General features: G+C 67.2%; 14 protein-coding genes. 9 read left to right on the top strand and 5 right to left on the bottom strand.

The window, feature by feature from the left end; genetic code table 11:
* Positions 1-25 precede the first annotated feature (25 nt).
* Together ACWDXC_RS44910 and ACWDXC_RS44905 are read right to left on the bottom strand one after the other, a co-directional pair.
* Positions 26-328 (bottom strand): hypothetical protein, encoded by a 303-nt coding sequence (locus ACWDXC_RS44910; protein WP_449993160.1) that lies wholly within the window; start codon positions 326-328, stop codon positions 26-28.
* A gap of 62 nt (positions 329-390) precedes the next feature.
* Positions 391-534 (bottom strand): hypothetical protein, encoded by a 144-nt coding sequence (locus ACWDXC_RS44905; protein WP_449993158.1) that lies wholly within the window; start codon positions 532-534, stop codon positions 391-393.
* Positions 535-750: 216 nt separating this feature from the next.
* Between ACWDXC_RS44905 and ACWDXC_RS44900 the strand changes: the two genes are divergently transcribed.
* Together ACWDXC_RS44900 and ACWDXC_RS44895 are read left to right on the top strand one after the other, a co-directional pair.
* Positions 751-1,548, top strand: coding sequence for a hypothetical protein (locus ACWDXC_RS44900; protein WP_449993156.1), 798 nt, complete (start codon positions 751-753; stop codon positions 1,546-1,548).
* Between the two features lie 363 nt (positions 1,549-1,911).
* Positions 1,912-3,450, top strand: a complete 1,539-nt coding sequence (locus ACWDXC_RS44895) for an ISL3 family transposase (RefSeq protein ID WP_449993154.1) — start codon at positions 1,912-1,914, stop codon at positions 3,448-3,450.
* 98 nt (positions 3,451-3,548) lie between these two features.
* Here ACWDXC_RS44895 and ACWDXC_RS44890 read toward each other — a convergent pair whose 3' ends face one another.
* Entirely contained in the window at positions 3,549-4,481 is a 933-nt protein-coding gene (locus ACWDXC_RS44890; RefSeq protein ID WP_449993152.1) for an inositol monophosphatase family protein, read from the bottom strand.
* Between the two features lie 18 nt (positions 4,482-4,499).
* Positions 4,500-5,561 (bottom strand): hypothetical protein, encoded by a 1,062-nt coding sequence (locus ACWDXC_RS44885; protein ID WP_449993151.1) that lies wholly within the window; start codon positions 5,559-5,561, stop codon positions 4,500-4,502.
* Positions 5,562-5,821: 260 nt separating this feature from the next.
* Between ACWDXC_RS44885 and ACWDXC_RS44880 the strand changes: the two genes are divergently transcribed.
* From ACWDXC_RS44880 to ACWDXC_RS44850, 7 genes are all read left to right on the top strand, one after another.
* Positions 5,822-6,226 carry a hypothetical protein gene (locus tag ACWDXC_RS44880; RefSeq protein WP_449993149.1) on the top strand — a complete coding sequence of 135 codons (405 nt, stop codon included), beginning with the start codon at positions 5,822-5,824 and terminating at the stop codon, positions 6,224-6,226.
* Between the two features lie 694 nt (positions 6,227-6,920).
* On the top strand, positions 6,921-7,109 hold the full coding sequence (locus tag ACWDXC_RS44875; protein WP_449993147.1) for an FxLD family lanthipeptide: 189 nt from the start codon (positions 6,921-6,923) through the stop codon (positions 7,107-7,109).
* Positions 7,110-7,198: 89 nt separating this feature from the next.
* Positions 7,199-9,217, top strand: a complete 2,019-nt coding sequence (locus tag ACWDXC_RS44870) for a lantibiotic dehydratase family protein (protein ID WP_449993146.1) — start codon at positions 7,199-7,201, stop codon at positions 9,215-9,217.
* The gene (locus ACWDXC_RS44865; protein WP_449993144.1) at positions 9,214-10,278 is read left to right on the top strand and encodes a lanthionine synthetase C family protein; all 1,065 of its coding nucleotides are present in this window, start codon (positions 9,214-9,216) and stop codon (positions 10,276-10,278) included. Before ACWDXC_RS44870 ends, ACWDXC_RS44865 begins: the two co-directional genes overlap by 4 nt.
* 54 nt (positions 10,279-10,332) lie before the next feature.
* Positions 10,333-12,378, top strand: a complete 2,046-nt coding sequence (gene fxlM / locus ACWDXC_RS44860; protein ID WP_449993143.1) for a methyltransferase, FxLD system — start codon at positions 10,333-10,335, stop codon at positions 12,376-12,378.
* 15 nt (positions 12,379-12,393) lie between these two features.
* Positions 12,394-13,533 carry a hypothetical protein gene (locus ACWDXC_RS44855; RefSeq protein WP_449993141.1) on the top strand — a complete coding sequence of 380 codons (1,140 nt, stop codon included), beginning with the start codon at positions 12,394-12,396 and terminating at the stop codon, positions 13,531-13,533.
* Positions 13,530-14,750, top strand: a complete 1,221-nt coding sequence (locus ACWDXC_RS44850; RefSeq protein ID WP_449993139.1) for a DUF6624 domain-containing protein — start codon at positions 13,530-13,532, stop codon at positions 14,748-14,750. The genes ACWDXC_RS44855 and ACWDXC_RS44850 overlap by 4 nt, the downstream gene beginning before the upstream one ends.
* Positions 14,751-14,975: 225 nt before the next feature.
* Here ACWDXC_RS44850 and ACWDXC_RS44845 read toward each other — a convergent pair whose 3' ends face one another.
* Positions 14,976-15,293 carry a hypothetical protein gene (locus ACWDXC_RS44845; protein ID WP_449993137.1) on the bottom strand — a complete coding sequence of 106 codons (318 nt, stop codon included), beginning with the start codon at positions 15,291-15,293 and terminating at the stop codon, positions 14,976-14,978.
* Between the last annotated feature and the right edge of the window lie 985 nt (positions 15,294-16,278).

Genomic DNA, 16,278 nt, shown 5'->3' with positions numbered 1-16,278 from the left:
GGGTGAGCTCTCGGGCATCGGGTAGTCACACGGTCGCGACCAGCGCCTCACTCGCCGATTTCACCGAGCAGGTGAGCGAATCGAGCAGCGGCGCAGGGAGGTGCTTGGCGCCTAGGCCGGAGGACTCCACCACGCGGGTCAGCATCTGGTGGTGTCTGCCGGACAGGCCCTCCACGGGGTGGTCAGTGAGGAGGTCCCGGGCGGCGTATCCATCGCCGGACTCGATCACCTCCGCGGCCACCTGGTCGTGCACGACGGCTGAGATGTCGGCGTCGACGTCGGCGGCGAGGGTGGCGACGGTCAGCCCGAGCCGGGCGCGGAAGACCATGTCGCCGGACCTCGGCTTGTCCGAGAGGAACTGCGCGATCGCCGTCGTGTCCGCGGCCTTGTTCAGCGCGTACGCCCCTCGTGCAGCACGTCGACGCCGGGGCGGGTCGCGGCTTCGGCGATCTCCTGGACGCGTTCCGAGAGCGAGGGGTAGGCAGGTCGGCCTCGGCCGACGAGGGGGAAGCGGCGGAGGGTTGCGTACAGCACGGCAGGAGTCGTGATCAGCTTTTGGGCAGGAAGGCGGCCTGAGCCGCGTGGGCGAGGATGCCTTTGGATCAGAACCGCTCTCATGGCCGCCACCGTGCCATCTTCATGTCGAAGGTCCATGCTCGAGATTGCTTGCGGAGTGTGTGGAGAATCCCCCTAAGGATCAACTCAGTGTGCTATTAAATTCACTCGACGTAATTGAGGAGGAGGGTGGCGATGACGATCGCTGTAGTGCCGGCAACCTCGCAAGCCAGAGATCGGAACGAAGCGGAATGCTGTGCTGTCCCGTTAGGCGATAGTTCATGTCCGCCGTGGTGCCTGAGCCACGCGGACTCTCCTGTGGAAGGCGTCTCTCATACCAGGCTCATCGCCAGCCTCATCGCTGGTGTCTCTTCCATCCAAATCGCTGTCGTTCAGCATGAACGTGCAGGACGCGATCTCTGCCTCGAAACAACCATCTACATCAGCGTCCATTCAGGTCGTGAACCCACGCGGCTCACACTCGAAGCCGCTGACTTGCTGGTTGATGTTCTCGAGCGTGCCGGGCGGGACCGCACGCAGTCAGGCATGTCGGTGGTACTTGGCCTGCCGGCCTTCTCGGCGCTGCCGAGATCTCTGAGCTCAGGAAACGGAGAGTGGCTGACTCCGTTGATCCAGGCTTTACGCGAGGCGATCAACACCATCCTCAGTACCCGGCGCACCCCCTGCCCTCCATGGTGCTGTGATGAGCACAGTGCCCCGTTCGACACACAGCACGGATCCGAGATTTATGGCGTCGAGCTCAGCCATTACCCGTACTGGGTGAACAACGAATGCTACGCATCTCCCCTGCTGGCTGCCTTACGCCAGGATTCAATAGACTCGGCTCCCATCGTGGCCCTTACCGGCCCTGACGGCGGGACTGAAGTACTGATGACCCTCGATGAGGCTGAAGACGCAGGCAAGATGTTGCTCGAGCTCGTCGCGAGTGGGAAATCTGCGCTTCCACCTGGCTCCTGTGACAAGCCCGAGTAAACCAGTCCAGGCTCATGGAGGTCCACGGGTGCTCTTGTTCTGCTTCTCGCCCTTGTGTCACTAATCCGCGGCCAGTTCAGGCCGGGCTCCGACAGCGTCGGGCAGGAAGCTGCGCTTGGAGTAGAAGGTCCGCCGCGTTGCCATGGCCTTGCCGACAAGGCAGTCCGGGAGCCAGTCTTCAACTCAGTTTGGCTCCCGATGGACGATGGCCCGTTGGTGGCGGTGCCGGTGCCTCAGATCGGGCGACGCTGGCGCAAGATGACGGACTTCGGTAGCCGCGAGCTCACCGAAGGGGAGTGTAAGAACAACGGCTCTGGCCCGTAATCGGTGGTGGCGTTGAGTGAACAGCTGCCAGGCTGGGTCGTGCTGAAGATCGACGATCTCACGGGTGTGGTGTTTTCGGGGCTGTCTGCCCTGCTCATCGAGGGCGTGAAGGACGAGAACGATCTCATTCGGGTTATGACCCGTACTCGCGACGAGCCAGTGCCATGCCCGGTGTGCGGGACGCCGACCGCTCGAGTGCACGGCTACTACCATCGGACGGTCGCCGATGTCCCGGTCGACGGGCGGCCGGTGGTGGTGTCGGTCCAAGTACGGCGCCTGCTCTGCCCGGTATGGGGATGTCCCCGGCAGACGTTCCGTGAGCAGGTGCCCGGGCTGCTCGAGCGCTACCAGCGTCGAACACGCAGGCTCACCGGCCAACTGGGCGCGGTGGTCACCGAGTTGGCCGGCCGGGCAGGGGCTCGGCTCTCGGCGGTCCTGGCCGTCACGGTCTCCAGGTCCACGGCATTGCGCCTGCTGATGCGGCTGCCGCTGCCACCGCTGCGGATCCCGCGCGTGCTGGGTGTCGATGACTTTGCCCTCAAGCGCCGCCACCGGTATGCCACCATCCTCACCGACGCCGAGACCGGCGAGCGGATCGACGTCCTGCCCGGCCGCGGCGCCGACGCCCTGGAGGCCTGGCTGCGCGCCCACCCCGGGGTCGAGATCATTTGCCGTGACGGGTCGGGTGCCTACGGCGAGGCGATTCGACGGGCTCTGCCGGATGCGGTGCAGGCCGGGGACAGGTGGCACCTGTGGGCGAATTTCTGCGACAAGACCCTGGCTGAGGTTCGCTCTCACAGCGCCTGCTGGGCCACGGTCAACCCACCCCGGCCCGCCGGGGTGCACGAACAGAGCACCCGCGAGCGCCGGCGGCAGATCCACGACCTGCTCGATAAGGGCGTCGGACTGCTGGAATGCGCCCGGCGGCTGAACCTGTCCCTCAACACCGTCAAACGCTACGCCCGCACCCGCGAACCCGAGGCATTGCGCCGCGCCCCGCGCTACCGGCCCACCCTCGTCGATCCTTACCGCGATCACCTGCGCGAACGGCGCGCCACCGATCCCGCCGTTGCGGTCCAGCAGTTGTTCCGCGAGATCAAAGACCTCGGCTACACCGGAAGCCTCAATCTGCTCTACCGCTACATCACCCAAGGCCGAGCCGCAGGAGAGCGGCCGGTCATCACCCCGCGCCGCCTGGCCCGTCTCCTGCTCACCCGCGCTGATCGGCTACGGGAAAGCGACACTCAACTGGTGCGGGAGCTCACGGCTGCCTGCCCCGAACTGACCGCACTAGCCTGCCACGTCCGCAGCTTCGCCGACCTCCTCACCCCGGCCGAAGACAACGACGCCAAGCTCACTGCCTGGATCACTACCCTCCGCGCCGCGGACCTGCCCCACCTGCACGGCTTCGCCAACGGCAGCCTCGAACTCGACCGCGCGGCCGTGAACGCCGCCCTCACCCTCCCGCACCACAACGGCCGCACCGAAGGCGTCAACACCCGCACGAAGAGGATCATGCGACAGATGCATGGCCGCGCTGGGTTCGACCTGCTGCGCCACCGCATCCTGTTACGGTGAAGATCACCCAACGCCACCACCGATTACGGGCCAGAGCCGTTATCTAGACAGTCCCCACCGAAGCGTAGGTGAGCTTTCGCAGAAGGGCCTCCGCCGTTCTAGGTGGCGTCGATGGAGGTGACGATGTCGCGTGCGAGGGTGAGACTGGAAGCGGCCACGAACTTCTGTCGCCTGCCCATCGCCTTGTTGATGTCGGCCATGCTGCCGAACTGGTAGTCCAGGGGTAGCCGGTTGCCTTGGAGGTCGAGGACTACGCCGCCCGCGGCGTTGAGGATGTAGTGTCCTGGTGCCAGGTCCCAGACTGCGAAGCCCTTCGCGAACTCGATCGTCGCGTCGGTGAAGCCCGCCGCGACGTGGCACAGGCTGACGGACCCGAAGTCGACTCCGATGCGGCCGCGAACGACGCCGTCTGCGGCCGGTTGGTTGAGGGCGTCGAGCAGGCGGGTCTGGCGTCCGAGCGGCTGGAGTCGTTCAGCAGGCTTCATCAGGTAGTTCGTGATCAGCGCCTCGCGTAGTTCTGCGAAGCGGCGCACCTTCAGCTCGTGTGCTTTGCCGTCTTGCGTGTAGATGAACGCCTGGTCGTTGCCGTCCTCGTCGCGGGTCGCAAGGTAGATCTGGAGGTGGTGGAAGATGTCGCCCACCACGGCGGCGATGGGGCGGGCGAGGCTGCGGGAGTACACCATCACGTGTGTGTAGCCGTACAGGGCGCGGACGGCCAGCTCGCTGGTGTCGAGCGGATCGACCAGGACGCACAGGTCCGGCTCTGGGTCGGCTCCGATGACTTGCGGGTCGGCCTCTTCGGAGGCGTAGACGTACGAGGCAAGGATCGGGGTCAGAAGTTCCCGGTAGCGCTCATGCATCCACAGGTCGTGGGCGGACAGGAAGTTGTCGGAGTGGCGCAGGTTGGCAGCCTCTGATCGTTCACCCGAGAGCGCGGCCTGGATCAGACGTGGCCGGATCTCCCCGATCACCTGAGCGACCAGCTCGGCGAGGCTCTGGGCAAGGCCGGGGAGGACGGGAGAGGTTGTCACGACGGGACCTCCGTACTGTTAGCGCAGCTCCAGCGGCGGTTCGATTCCGGGCGGGCTCATCGTCGCGGCAATGAACACCGCCTTGAAGTTTGCCGCTCGCATGATGCCCGCGCCGGTCAGATCGTCGAAATCGCTGACTTCGAGCTTCCCCTTGGTCATGGCTCCGAACACCGCGAAATAGATCTGCGCGCCCGGATAGCGGTCACGGATCTCGCGTGAGATGAATCCGACCACATCGGCGTGCTTGACCTCAAAGTCGCACAACACGATCTCCGGAGCGTCTGGCAACTCCGGGAAGATGGAGGCTGTGTCGAGGCTGATGAATTCGCGGCTCTTGTTGCATTTGAGGTAGCCGATGGGGCAGCGTCCGAATTGGGCGGAGGCGAGGAAGGTGGCCATGACCAGGCCGGCCTCGTTGATCCCGAAACAGGCGTCTACATCGGTACGGCGCCCGAGATTTTTTATCTGGTGGATGAGGCGCTCGATGCCGTAGCCGAAGGACGCCCAGGTGAGGTTGAGGAGCTGGCCAGGGGCGGGGTTGGGCAGGGAGTAGACAAGCCTGTCGGGAGTGCCGAATTCGACGGTAGGGGCCGCGATGATGAAGTCCTGGCCCACGGCGTTGGATTCGGCCGGTGTTGTTCTGGTGGTTGTGCTGTCTGGCCCTGCTGTTGCCGGCGCTGTGGTGGGTGGTGGGGGAGTGGATTGGGTGGCGTACCTTTTCAGGGCGAGTTGGTCTTCCACGGCCAACCGCTCGTACGCTTCGGCGACCAGATCGCCGGGGGAGATGTCCTCCTCGGCCACCCCGGTGGGGCCGCCTCCGTAGGCGGTGGCGAGGATCAGCAGGCTGGTGAAGCTGGGAGCCGATCCGGACCTGCTGCGTTCTCGGGCCCAGGTCTCCCATGCGTTGATGGATGTACCGCCCAGGCTGGTCTGGTGGCCGGTCATCTGGTTGTACCGGACAGCGGCCTGATCCTGGGAAAGGCCGCAGGCATACCGGTGTGCCTGAAGGCTGCAAATGAGCGGATAGCGCCGCATTAGTTCCGTTGCCGCCTTTTTGACCGATCCCGTCTCCAGCCACAACTCATTTCCGATTCGTGCCAGTCTGCGCCCTCGGGCCTGTGGACTCGAATCCTGTCCCTGCCTCGGCATCTGACTCCCCTCCTCCCGGAAGCGCCATCAGATTACCCATCCGCATGGGCAATGGCTTGTGGCTACCGGAAATAGGCAGGTGAGAGCCACCCAGAGACCAGGGTGATTGCAGACTTACTCCGAGGTGTAAGAGATTCGCACCGCTGGCTACCGTCATTGGCGTCGGCAAGCAACCGCTCCGGAGATCCGCAATGACAAAGCATGACAGAGAAGCCACGAACCCCAACCGCCTCGCCGTTCGCCGAGTAGCCCGGTCGACCACGGTCCAAATGTGCGATCTGATCGACCCTGACGACATTGCGACGATGGGCCCCAGGTACTGGCTTGATCTCCTGCACCACATCCGGACCGACACGCTCCGCCCCAGGCTGGACGGTGAGAACCTGCTCATCGAGATCCACGACCCGGCAGCAGGTCAAAGCCCTCACCTGGTGTGCACCACGAAGCGGGCGTACACCGAGTTCCAGAAGGCGGCCGTCGATGGCCGGTTCGACGGATTGAAGCCGGCACCGTTCGGTCTGGGGTTCGGTCCGTGGATCTGGGCCGCGGGTGTTGTGGAGGAGGCAGTGGCCAAGGCTCTGGACGGGGTCGCATGAGATCCCCGGGCCGAGTCTGGCGGGGGACCCGTCGGGTGCATGTGGGCTACTCAAGACAGTGCGTCTCTCGGCTGTGCTTGCCCCGCTGGGGAGAGGGTCCCGGCTCTCCAAGTCGGTGACCCGCCGACCAAGGACTTCACGAGAAGGCAACCTGGGCTGAGGCATCGGTGCGACTCGACTCGACAGGTCAGCACCGTATCCGGGTTGGGGTTCCCAGCGACTCTTCCAGGGTCTGGGGCGGGGGCTCTGGCCGTCCCGCATGCCCACGCAGACCGGCCAGAGCTCCGTCGGTCCAGCTTCGACACGAGAGAGCGACGACGGCCGAGACCGCCTCTGAGAAGGCTGTTGCCGACAAGCCCGTGACCGAAGGCGCCCTCAAGGCCCTGAGACGTAGAAGGAGTTCGTGACCGAGGCCCGTGCTGAGCTTCGGTCAGGTCAGCCAGCAACTCACCAGCCACCGCGGAGTGAAGGGACACGAGCGCATTACACAAACCCCGACATCTCTTACATCGCGAGGCCAGGCAAGGCCAGCTCGGGTGAGGAGGCCCGCAGAGGTACCGCTCAGGGCGCGGACAGCAGCGCCAGACCATCAGGAGGAGCAGCGAGGCCGCGGCCGAACCCCTTTCAGGGTTACCGCTGGAGCCCGCCGCCGCCCTTCCTCAGGAACACCAACACAGGACAGGAGCAGAAGCCAATGAGCACTTCAACCATCGAACAGAGCACTGAAGGAGCGGCCGAAGTCGCTGACACGCACGCACCGTTCGACCCGTTCGACCTCGACATCAGGCTCACGGAGAACACTCCGGCGGCCAACACCTCGTTGAGGTGCGGCACCGGTGACACGTGCGGCAGCTCCTGCCCGAGCGCCTGCACCACGTCGTAACCCCGCTGGCCCAGGTCTCTCGACCGGACCGGGGCTTCCCAGCCCAGCTCGGATGGCGACCAGGAAATGGAGTGACCAGGATGACGCGGATGCGGATCAGACGGTATCGGTGCACTGGTGCCGGGCTGCTGCGCGCCACCGTGCATATCGCTCCTCCGGCCCTTCCGGGCTGGCCGAAGCCAGGCTCGGTCGAGCAATGGCGGTCATGGCTGGCCCAGGTGTGGGCGGATGAGCCCTTCCAGCAGGCGGTCACCAACGCCAGCCCAGATCTGGCCCGACAGCTCCAGGCGATCCTCGACGGGCGGGTGCGCACCGCCCGCCGGGCGCGTCGCGCTGCCCTCTCCATCGCCAGATACGCCCTGCGCTACGCGCACCGCTCCATCCCGTTCGGCCTGTTCGCCGGTGTCGCCCAGATTGAGTTCGGTGACACGCCGTTCGTACGCGTCGGGGATGCGCACGAGGCCGTCTACCGGCCCGACCCCGCAGAACTGGACGTGGCGATCACCGCGTGGGAGATCGGCGAGAAGGGGGTGGACGACGTCGAGGTGTGTGTGAACAACCTCGCCCGTGTGCGCGACGGCCGCGTCCATGTCCCCGCCGATGGCGCGGACGAGTTCTCCGTGGCCTCGACGGCAGCGGTGGAGCTGGTGTTGGAAGCGGCCAGCTCTCCGATCCCGTACGCGGCCTTGTTGGGAAAGCTTGCCGCCGAGTTTCCACAGGTCGAGCCTTCCCGCCGGACCGAGCTGGTCGCTGAACTGCTACGCACGCGGCTGCTGCGCTCCCGGCTGCGTGCGCCGGCCACGGTCACCAACCCGGCCAACATGGTGCCGCCCGCGCTTCCGGCCGCCTGCCAGCGCACAGCGGTGGACCTGCGGCTGGACGCCGACGTCCGGCTGCCCGAAACGGTCGCGACCGAGGTGGAGACCGCCGCGACCGTGCTGGCCCGGCTCGCGACCCATCCCGCCGGTACTCCTTCCTGGCGCCGCTACGTCGAGCGATTCGCCGAACAGTTCGGCGAGGGGACCGAAGTCCCCGTGGAACAGCTCACCGACCCCGCCCGGGGATTGGGCCTTCCGGACGGGTTCGGCGTGTTGTCGGAGCCGCCCAGGCCGATGTCACGCCGCGACCGGCTGCTGTTGGATATGGCCGGGACCGCTGCTGTCGAGGGCAAACGAGTGGTGATCTTGTCCGAGGCGATGGTCGAGGAGTTGGAGGCCGCGGCGGCCGAGCCGTTCAGCACCATCACTCCCGCACCGCACTTCGAGGTGTGCGCGCAGGTCCAGGCCCGCTCGATGGCCGCGCTCGATGCGGGCGACTTCCGGCTGCGCGTCCAGACCGTCTCCCGGGCGGCCGGTTCCATGTCCGGGCGCTTTTGGCATCTGCTACCGGGCTTGGACGCCGGATACGCTGCCCTGCCTACCGTCGCGCCCGACGCGACACCGGCGCAGTTGTCGTTCCACCCCACAAGGGCTGAAGCAGACCTGCTCACCAGGGCACCGCGCGTTCTACCGAAGCTGGTCAGCGTCGGCGAATACCGGGGCGGCGAGGATGTGTTGGTCCCCCGCGACCTGGTGGTCGGCTTCCGCGACGGTCATCTGTATCTAGTGGTGGCCGCGACCGGGGAACGCCTGGAGCTGCTGGCCCCCACGGCGATCAATTTCCTGTGGAACAACTACACGCCGCCGCTGGTCCGGTTCCTGGCCGAGATCAGCCGCGCCGCCACCACGCAGGTGACGTGGTTCGACTGGGGGGCCGCGTGGACGCTGCCGTACACCCCAGCGGTGCACTACCGGCGCACCATCCTGGCTGCCGCCCGCTGGCAGCTCCACGCCCGACGCCTGCCCGGCCGTACGGCGCACCTGGACGAGTGGGCCGAGCACTTGCACGCCTGGCGCGTTCGGGCTGGGGTTCCCGAGCGGATCCTCCTGGCCCTTGATGACCAGCATCTGCCACTAGACCTCACGCGAGAGATGGACGTGGACCTGCTGCGCGCGCACCTGAGCGGCAATCCCATCGCTGTGCTGTTCGAGGCGTCGCCACCGGATGCCGATGGGTGGCTCGGCGGCCGGGCGCACAGCATCGTCGTCTCAGTGGAGTCGACGCGATGACCGCCCTGGCGACGCAAGCCCTGGCCGAGGGCGCGCTGGGCCAGGCACTGCTGCACATCGAGCGCGCCGATCTCGCCGCCGCCCGCCCCCTGCTGCAGGGAGCGGTCTGCGGCGGCGTCAGCACCGGCTCCAACGCGAGCTTGTATCACGGAGCTCCCGCGCTGGAGTTCGTCCTCGGCCGCGCCGGGCGCGTCGACGGCGATGTGCAGGCGGGTGTTGACCGGGTCGTGGCCGCCCGTCTGGCCGCTGCCCGGCAGCGGCAGCGGGAGGGGCTGTTGCCGTCACTGGCGGAGTTCGACCTAATCCGCGGACTGACGGGGTTGGGGTCACTGCTGTTGATCCGGCAGGGTTCCTCACCTCTGCTCGAAGAGGTCTTGACCTATCTGGTGTCGCTGGCGCACCCGGTCACGGTCGATGGCCGGATGCTGCCGGGGTGGTGGTCGCCGGACAATCCCACACACGAGGCGCAGCTCGCCGGCGGTCACGGCAACAACGGCATCGCCCACGGCATCGCCGGGCCGCTGACACTGCTGTCGCTGGCTGCCCGACGGAGCTTCCAGGTCGACGGCCAGCGCGACGCCATCGGCGTGTTCGCGACCTGGTTGGAGGAGTTCGGCAGCTCCTACTGGATCACCCTCGACCAGCTCACCGCAGGCAAGCCGTCGCGGGTACCGCCTCTGCGGCCGTCTTGGTGCTACGGGGACCTGGGGATCGCCCGCGCCCTGCAACTGGCTGCGCTCGCACTGGGCGACCCGGCCCGCAGACAGAAGGCTGAGCATGCCGCCTTGGCGGCGCTGCTCGACTCGGATCGGCTCGGCCGGGTCAGCGATGCGTCGCTGTGTCACGGCTGGGCCGGGATCGTGACGGTCGCCACCGCCATCGCCGCGGACAGCACCTCCCCGGCTCGGTTCACCACGAGCATCCGGCAGGCGCACCAGCGCCTGGCCGCCGGACTCGGCGAACTGACCAAGCCCGGGTTTCTCGAGGGGCGTGCCGGGGCGCAATTGGCGCTGGAGGGCTCCGATCGCACCGGCTGGACCTGCGCCCTACTCCTTCACTGACCCTCACTCGTCTCACCGACCCGAACACGGAGCGAGCAGGAGCAACTCGACACCATGGACAGCTATGAGGACAACCTCGCCCCACCGGCCGAGCCGGAATGGTGGCAGGCCACGATCAGCTTCCCCGACGGTCTTGGGGTGAGCCCTGAGGCGGCGCTCGCGCTGTCGGGCGCCCTGGTCGGGCGGCGCTTCCACTTCCTGCGCAAGGAGGGCGGGCTACGGCTGCGCACCGAGCAACCCGCAGACATCGTGCTCGACCGGCTCATCGCTGACCAGGTGGTGGCCGGGTGGGTGAGCGGCATCTACGAGCCCGAAACCGAGGCGTTCGGCGGGCCGCAGGGCATGGCCATCGCCCACGAGGTGTTCAACGCCGACAGCCCCGCCGCGCTGGCCGAGACCGGCAGCCCTGACAGCAAGGAGCGATGCATTCTGCTGCTGTCGGCGATGGTCCGGGCGGCAGGGCTCGACCCGTTCGAGATCGGCGACGTGTGGGCAAAGATCGGCGAGCTACGCCCTGTGATCGACCCGCCCGCCGAACCACGCCGTGGGGCGGCGATCACCGCGATGCGGCGCCTCATGAACGCCGATGCCGCCCAACGCCCTCACCCCGAACCGGGGTGGGCCGAGCGGGTGGCCGCCTTCGAGGACGCAGGCCGCCGTCTCGCCCGGTGCGCGAAGGACGGGCACCTGAAGCGAGGGCTGCGCGCTGTCCTCGCCCATCACGCCATCTTCGCGTTCAACCGTGCCGGCACGTCCGTGGCCGAGCAAGCCGCAGCGGCCTGGCTCGGCTGGCAGGTCGCCTTCGGAGAAGACGAACCGGCCGCCGTGTCCACCAACCCCTCCTCACCAGTAACACCTACCTTCACCAGGATGGAGACCACCATCACTACCGCCGTCGACCCCAGCAAGCTGCGCGAGGCCATGGTGGCCAAGTACACCGACTCCGGCCACCTGCGCACGCCAGCGATCATCGAGGCCTTCCGCGCGGTCGAGCGCCACACGTTCATCCCCGACGCGCCCATCGAGGCCGCCTACGTCGACGACGCAGTGGCGATCAAACACGACCCCAGCGGAGAGATGATCTCGTGCATCTCCGCGCCGTCCATCGTGGCCACCCAACTGGAGCAGGTCGGCGCGCGCCCCGGGCACAAGGTCCTGGAGGCCGGGGCGGCCACCGGCTACAACGCCGCGCTGCTCGGCCACCTGGTCGGCCCCACGGGACACGTGTGGACGATCGATGTCGACCAAGACCTCGTCGACACCGCGCACAACCACTTGCAGGCGGCCGGGGTCGGCAACGTGACGGCTCTGCTCGGCGACGGCGCGGCCGGGCTGCCGCAGCACGCCCCCTTCGACCGCATCCAGTTCACCGTGGGCGCCGGCGACATCCCCACCCAGGTGCTCGACCAGCTCGCCCCGGACGGTCGTCTGGTCATCCCGATGCGCATCCGCGGCAGCATCTCCCGATCCTTCGCCTTCGAGCGCGAAGGCGACACCTGGAAGACCGTCTCGTGCGAGATGGCGACCTTCGTGCCGCTACGCAAGGGCATCGGCGATGACATCTACACCCGCGTTCCCATCGGCGGCGAAGGCGATGTCCACCTGGAGACCTTCAGCGAGCAACCCGTGGACCGCGAGGCGATGCGCACGATCCTGGACACCCCAGCCCGCCCGGCCTACACCGGGGTGAAGTTCCGGCAGGGCGACCCGTGGCAGTGGGTGTATCTGTGGCTGGCCTGCGTCCTGCCCAACGGGCTGTCCCGGATGCCCGGTACCCGGCCAGGGTTCACCCCGCACTTCGCGTGGGGCTCGATGGCCGCCCTCGACGCAGACACCCTGGCCTACCTGACCATCCGCGAAGGCGGAGACGAGAACGGGCGCTTCTGGCAGATCGGCGTCATCGGCCACGGCCCTCGCGCTACAGCCTTGGCCGAGCAGGTCGCCGCTGCGATCGAGGAATGGGATCGCGACTACGGCAATCACGCCCCCGCCCCCGGCTTTCGCATGGCCACCGGCGACAACCGGGACCTGCTCAAGGCCGTCGATCCGCGCTTCATCATCGACAAGCCGGCCAGCCGCCTCGTGGTCGACTGGCCGTAGAACGGGAGCAGCGTGATGAATCCTGCGATTGCGGCCCGCATCCCCTTGGTCTGCCGTACCAAACCGCCCGGCAAGCCACTCGCGAAGCGCATCGCCGATCTCACCGCGCTCACCCACGACCCTCCAGGTGCGCGTCACCAGGAATCGGTGGCCCGCACCTGCGGGATCCTCAACATCTCCGCGCTCATCGCCTCCGACGCCGCCCTGCCTGGCTTGGCCGCCGACCTGTGCTGGCGACAGCACAAGGTATTCGCCCAGGCCGGGAGTCTCGACCGGGAGATCGCGGTCATGTCGCTGATGCCGCTGATCAACCTCGCTCGGTTGCTGATCCGCGAAGGCGACGGCAAGGCCGCCTACGCACTGCTCAACCAGCTCTACTCCGCCGCCCAGCGGCGCGGTACCGCCGCGATCGACGGCTACGACGTCGACTTGTCGAGCTTGACCCACAGCCACGACAGTCACCGTGCAGTCTGCGAGGAGCTGTGGGTTGCGCTGCTCATCGACGGGGCCCGCGCGTTGGCACAACAAGGCCGCTGGAGTGAGGCTGCCGACGCTATGGCATCCCACCGTGGTATCGGTGACCGGCTGCTCGACGGCCGCCAGCTCAAGATCATGGCACTGCTGGAGCAGGGACGCCTGGTGGAGGCGACCGCGCTGATCGACTCCACGATGCCGGCCGAGCCGTGGGAGACGGTCGTGGCGTCGCTCCTGCACATCGCCATCCGCCCCGGCACCACAGCCACCTCGCAGGACGAGGTCGAGCACGTGCTCGCGCAGACGTACAGCCTGGCCGCCGTCCAGGAGCCGACCACAGCTGCGTTCCGGGCCCGCCTCGCCTTGACCGCTCTCGACGTGACCGCCAGCCATGGCCAGCCGAGCGGCGCCCAGCTGACCGCCGCCGCCATCGACGTCGCATCCACCGATGCCTACGCCGCCCGCGATGTCCTCGCCCACCCGGAGATGCGCTCCCGCATGACAGACCAGCAGCACGAGGACCTCGCCGCCATGATCGCCGCCGCGGCGCTCGGCACCGCGAGCATCCCGGACGTCCATCTCAAAGCCCTCGTCGAGGCGGTGGAGCACGCCGAGGAGCGCCTGCGGAACCTGCTCGCCACAACCGCGTACCCCCGCCCGACCTCGCTGGAGAAGACGTGACGCGTCAGCCTTGGAGCACCGCGCCGCTTGTGGCCCTCGACCTGGAAGGAACCGGCGGCCAGGATCGGGACCGCGAGCAGATCCTGGAGATCGCGATCGTCCCGCTGGACGGCGGCTTCCCGGACATGAACGCTGCCTGGGACACCACGGTCAACCCCGGCCGCATGGTCGCGCCGCGCCCGTGGATCGCCCGCGAACTCACCAGCGACATCCTGTCCACCGCGCCCGCCTTGGACGACATCCGTGCTGAGATCGTTGATCGTCTCGACGCGCGAATCATCGTTGGGCACAACATCGGCGTGGACTGGCGGCTGCTGCGCCGTCTCGTGCCCGAAGCCCAGCCCTCGGCCTTGATCGATACCGCCCAGCTTTACCGTCACTCTCACCCTGCGAGCCGACGCTGGAATCTGGTCCGGCTGCTGGAGAAGTATGCCCTCAACGCCCAGGTCCACCAGCTCGTCCCCGCCAGCCACCCGCACCGCGCCCTCTGGGACGCGGCCGGGGCAGCCCTGCTGCTGCCCGCACTGATCGAGGACCTGCCCAGCACGACTTCCCCCACCATGGAGGAACTGACCCACCTCGCCGGGGTACCCCTACAGAGCAAGGCATCCCGCACGGCTGAGGTCGAGCAGGTCACGCTCGATGTCAGACGGCCGCCCCACCCGGAGGAGTTCTGCATGAACACTGCACTCCGCGACGAGCTGCTGCGACGCATGGAACGCGATCAAGCCGTCCGTACGGCCACTCCCCTCGGCCAGCCGATGACCGAACAGGCCTGGCAAGAATGGCAGCAGGTCGACCACGACAACACCCGCTTCCTGAAGGAGGTCATCGCTGAACATGGCTGGCCCGGCCGCGACCTCGTCGGCGACGACGCCGGCAAGGCTGCCTGGCTACTCGCGCAGCACGCCGACCACGACGTCGTCTTCCAACGCCGCTGCCTGGAACTGCTGCGGGAGGCCGCCGCAGCAGGGCAGGCCATGCTCCCGAATGTCGCCTATCTGACCGACCGGGTCTACGTCGCCGAGGGGCGCCCGCAGCTGTACGGCACGCAGTATCACGAACGTGACGGGCGCCTGCAGCCGCGTCCCATTGAGGACCCCGAGCATCTGGACCAGCGCCGCGCCCAGATGGGGCTTAGCCCGCACGCCGAATACGACCAGCACATGCACGAGCAGTACGACTTGCCTCAAGAACAACCTCGCGAACTGCCATGACCGCCTGCCGTACTCGCCGGTCGCCTGACCTCCTCGGAGGACGAAAGCCGTGTCATCGGATGACTACCGACGCCGTCTCTCCATAGCCTCCGGATCGCCTGTGGTCCGCCATGGTCGCCAGACTCATCGAGCGAGGATCGCTCCAATCGCCACAGGTGGAAGCGACCTTCGCGAAGGTCCGGGCACCGGTTCGCGCCGAGGCACTGAAGATGGTTCCCGACGCGCTCAGGTGAGTGGTGATCGTGACAGCCACACGGAGGGGCGGCACGCGCCGTATTTACGGCCCTCGCAGAGTTTGAAGACGGTGATGCGGCTGAAGAAGGTGGTGTCGGTTCCGCATCCCCATCCGGCGCCGTTGCTGTCGACGAGGGTCCAGGTCTGCAGGTAGGTGGTGGCGTATTCGACGCGGACATCGCGGCCGTCGTCGCTCGGGTCGCAGACCTTGATGTGCTTGCGGTCGGCGGAGACGGTTACTGAGGCCCAGCCGGCGTCATCGTGCCAGCCGCCAGCAGGTTGGGCAATGGCGGGGGAGGGAGTCAGCATGACAGTGAGGGTGGCTGCCAGGACAAGACGAGGAAGCATGCGCGATCCGTTCCGGGGTGAGGAGATCAGAACGGAGTCAGCGTGAACTCGTTGCGCGCCTCGGCCGCGCAGGCCACGGCTTCCGCTGACGTGTCTTGAACGGCGTTTGGCTAGTGCTTCACGAAGGTGTCTATCAGCGTGGCGTGGGTTGAGCACAGCCGTCTAGATCATGGCGGGCGAGCGAGGATCTCTTGGGCGAAGGCGTAACGGCCAGCGCTAGTGCTGTCACAGAGGTCGACTAGAACACTTGATTGCGACGCCGTACTGGCCCGTGCTCCAGGGCTTGCTGGTCTCATCACTGTGAGTCCCGTGGTCACGGAGGAGCCTGCAAGGTGGGTCCCTATGCCCTACTGCGTGACGCAGGGCGGAACGCAGCGGTGCCGCTGGGCACGCCCTCACCTTGGTCTCGGCAGGCCGACTGCTGCCTCGACGGCCGCACCCGCTATTGCCGGCTGACCCGCTGCGCTCGCCTCTGACCTGGCGCGGGCTGCTCGCGCTGTGCGCTCACGGAAGAGAGGAACGATTGCTTCTACGAGGCGATCAAGCGAAATGTCCTCGGTGAATCAGTTGAAGAGGTGATGGCATGCGGCGTTGCGTAGCCGGTACTCGCGTTTGCGGGGTGGGAACATCTCGTCGCATTTCGTGGCGATCATTCTTGGGCTGATACCCCAGCTGGACAGGTCCAGCGAGGGTGGGCGTGGGTCGCCCGCTACGCGTTTTGCCTGGCTGCTCGGCTTCGATGGGTGGCGGTCGGCTGCAGGGTCGGCTGTCGGTGTTGAGTGCAGAAGGTCCTGACGGTGGCGTGGCTCAGGAATGTGTGCACGGCGTGCGGTCGTGCTCCTCTCCTTGGTTGAGCTTGCTCCGCTCCGACGGACACCATCGTTGTGGTGGTCAGGCCGCTGCGACTGCCTCGTAGTCGGCGGGGCTACGGTAGCCCAGGCTGCTG

The sequence above is a fragment of the Nonomuraea sp. NPDC003214 genome (genome assembly GCF_053590035.1).
Note: the sequence above shows the minus strand (reverse complement) of the source record. Positions and strands in the feature narration are given on the sequence as shown.

What these genes read in the sequence shown, in the direction of transcription:
- ACWDXC_RS44910 (WP_449993160.1), bottom strand. Translation starts at nt 328, where the DNA reads ATGGTCTTCCGCGCCCGGCTCGGGCTGACCGTCGCCACCCTCGCCGCC.
- ACWDXC_RS44900 (WP_449993156.1), top strand. Translation starts at nt 751, where the DNA reads ATGACGATCGCTGTAGTGCCGGCAACCTCGCAAGCCAGAGATCGGAAC.
- ACWDXC_RS44880 (WP_449993149.1), top strand. Translation starts at nt 5,822, where the DNA reads ATGACAAAGCATGACAGAGAAGCCACGAACCCCAACCGCCTCGCCGTT.
- ACWDXC_RS44875 (WP_449993147.1), top strand. Translation starts at nt 6,921, where the DNA reads ATGAGCACTTCAACCATCGAACAGAGCACTGAAGGAGCGGCCGAAGTC.
- ACWDXC_RS44870 (WP_449993146.1), top strand. Translation starts at nt 7,199, where the DNA reads ATGCGGATCAGACGGTATCGGTGCACTGGTGCCGGGCTGCTGCGCGCC.
- ACWDXC_RS44865 (WP_449993144.1), top strand. Translation starts at nt 9,214, where the DNA reads ATGACCGCCCTGGCGACGCAAGCCCTGGCCGAGGGCGCGCTGGGCCAG.
- fxlM (WP_449993143.1), top strand. Translation starts at nt 10,333, where the DNA reads ATGGACAGCTATGAGGACAACCTCGCCCCACCGGCCGAGCCGGAATGG.
- ACWDXC_RS44855 (WP_449993141.1), top strand. Translation starts at nt 12,394, where the DNA reads ATGAATCCTGCGATTGCGGCCCGCATCCCCTTGGTCTGCCGTACCAAA.
- ACWDXC_RS44845 (WP_449993137.1), bottom strand. Translation starts at nt 15,293, where the DNA reads ATGCTGACTCCCTCCCCCGCCATTGCCCAACCTGCTGGCGGCTGGCAC.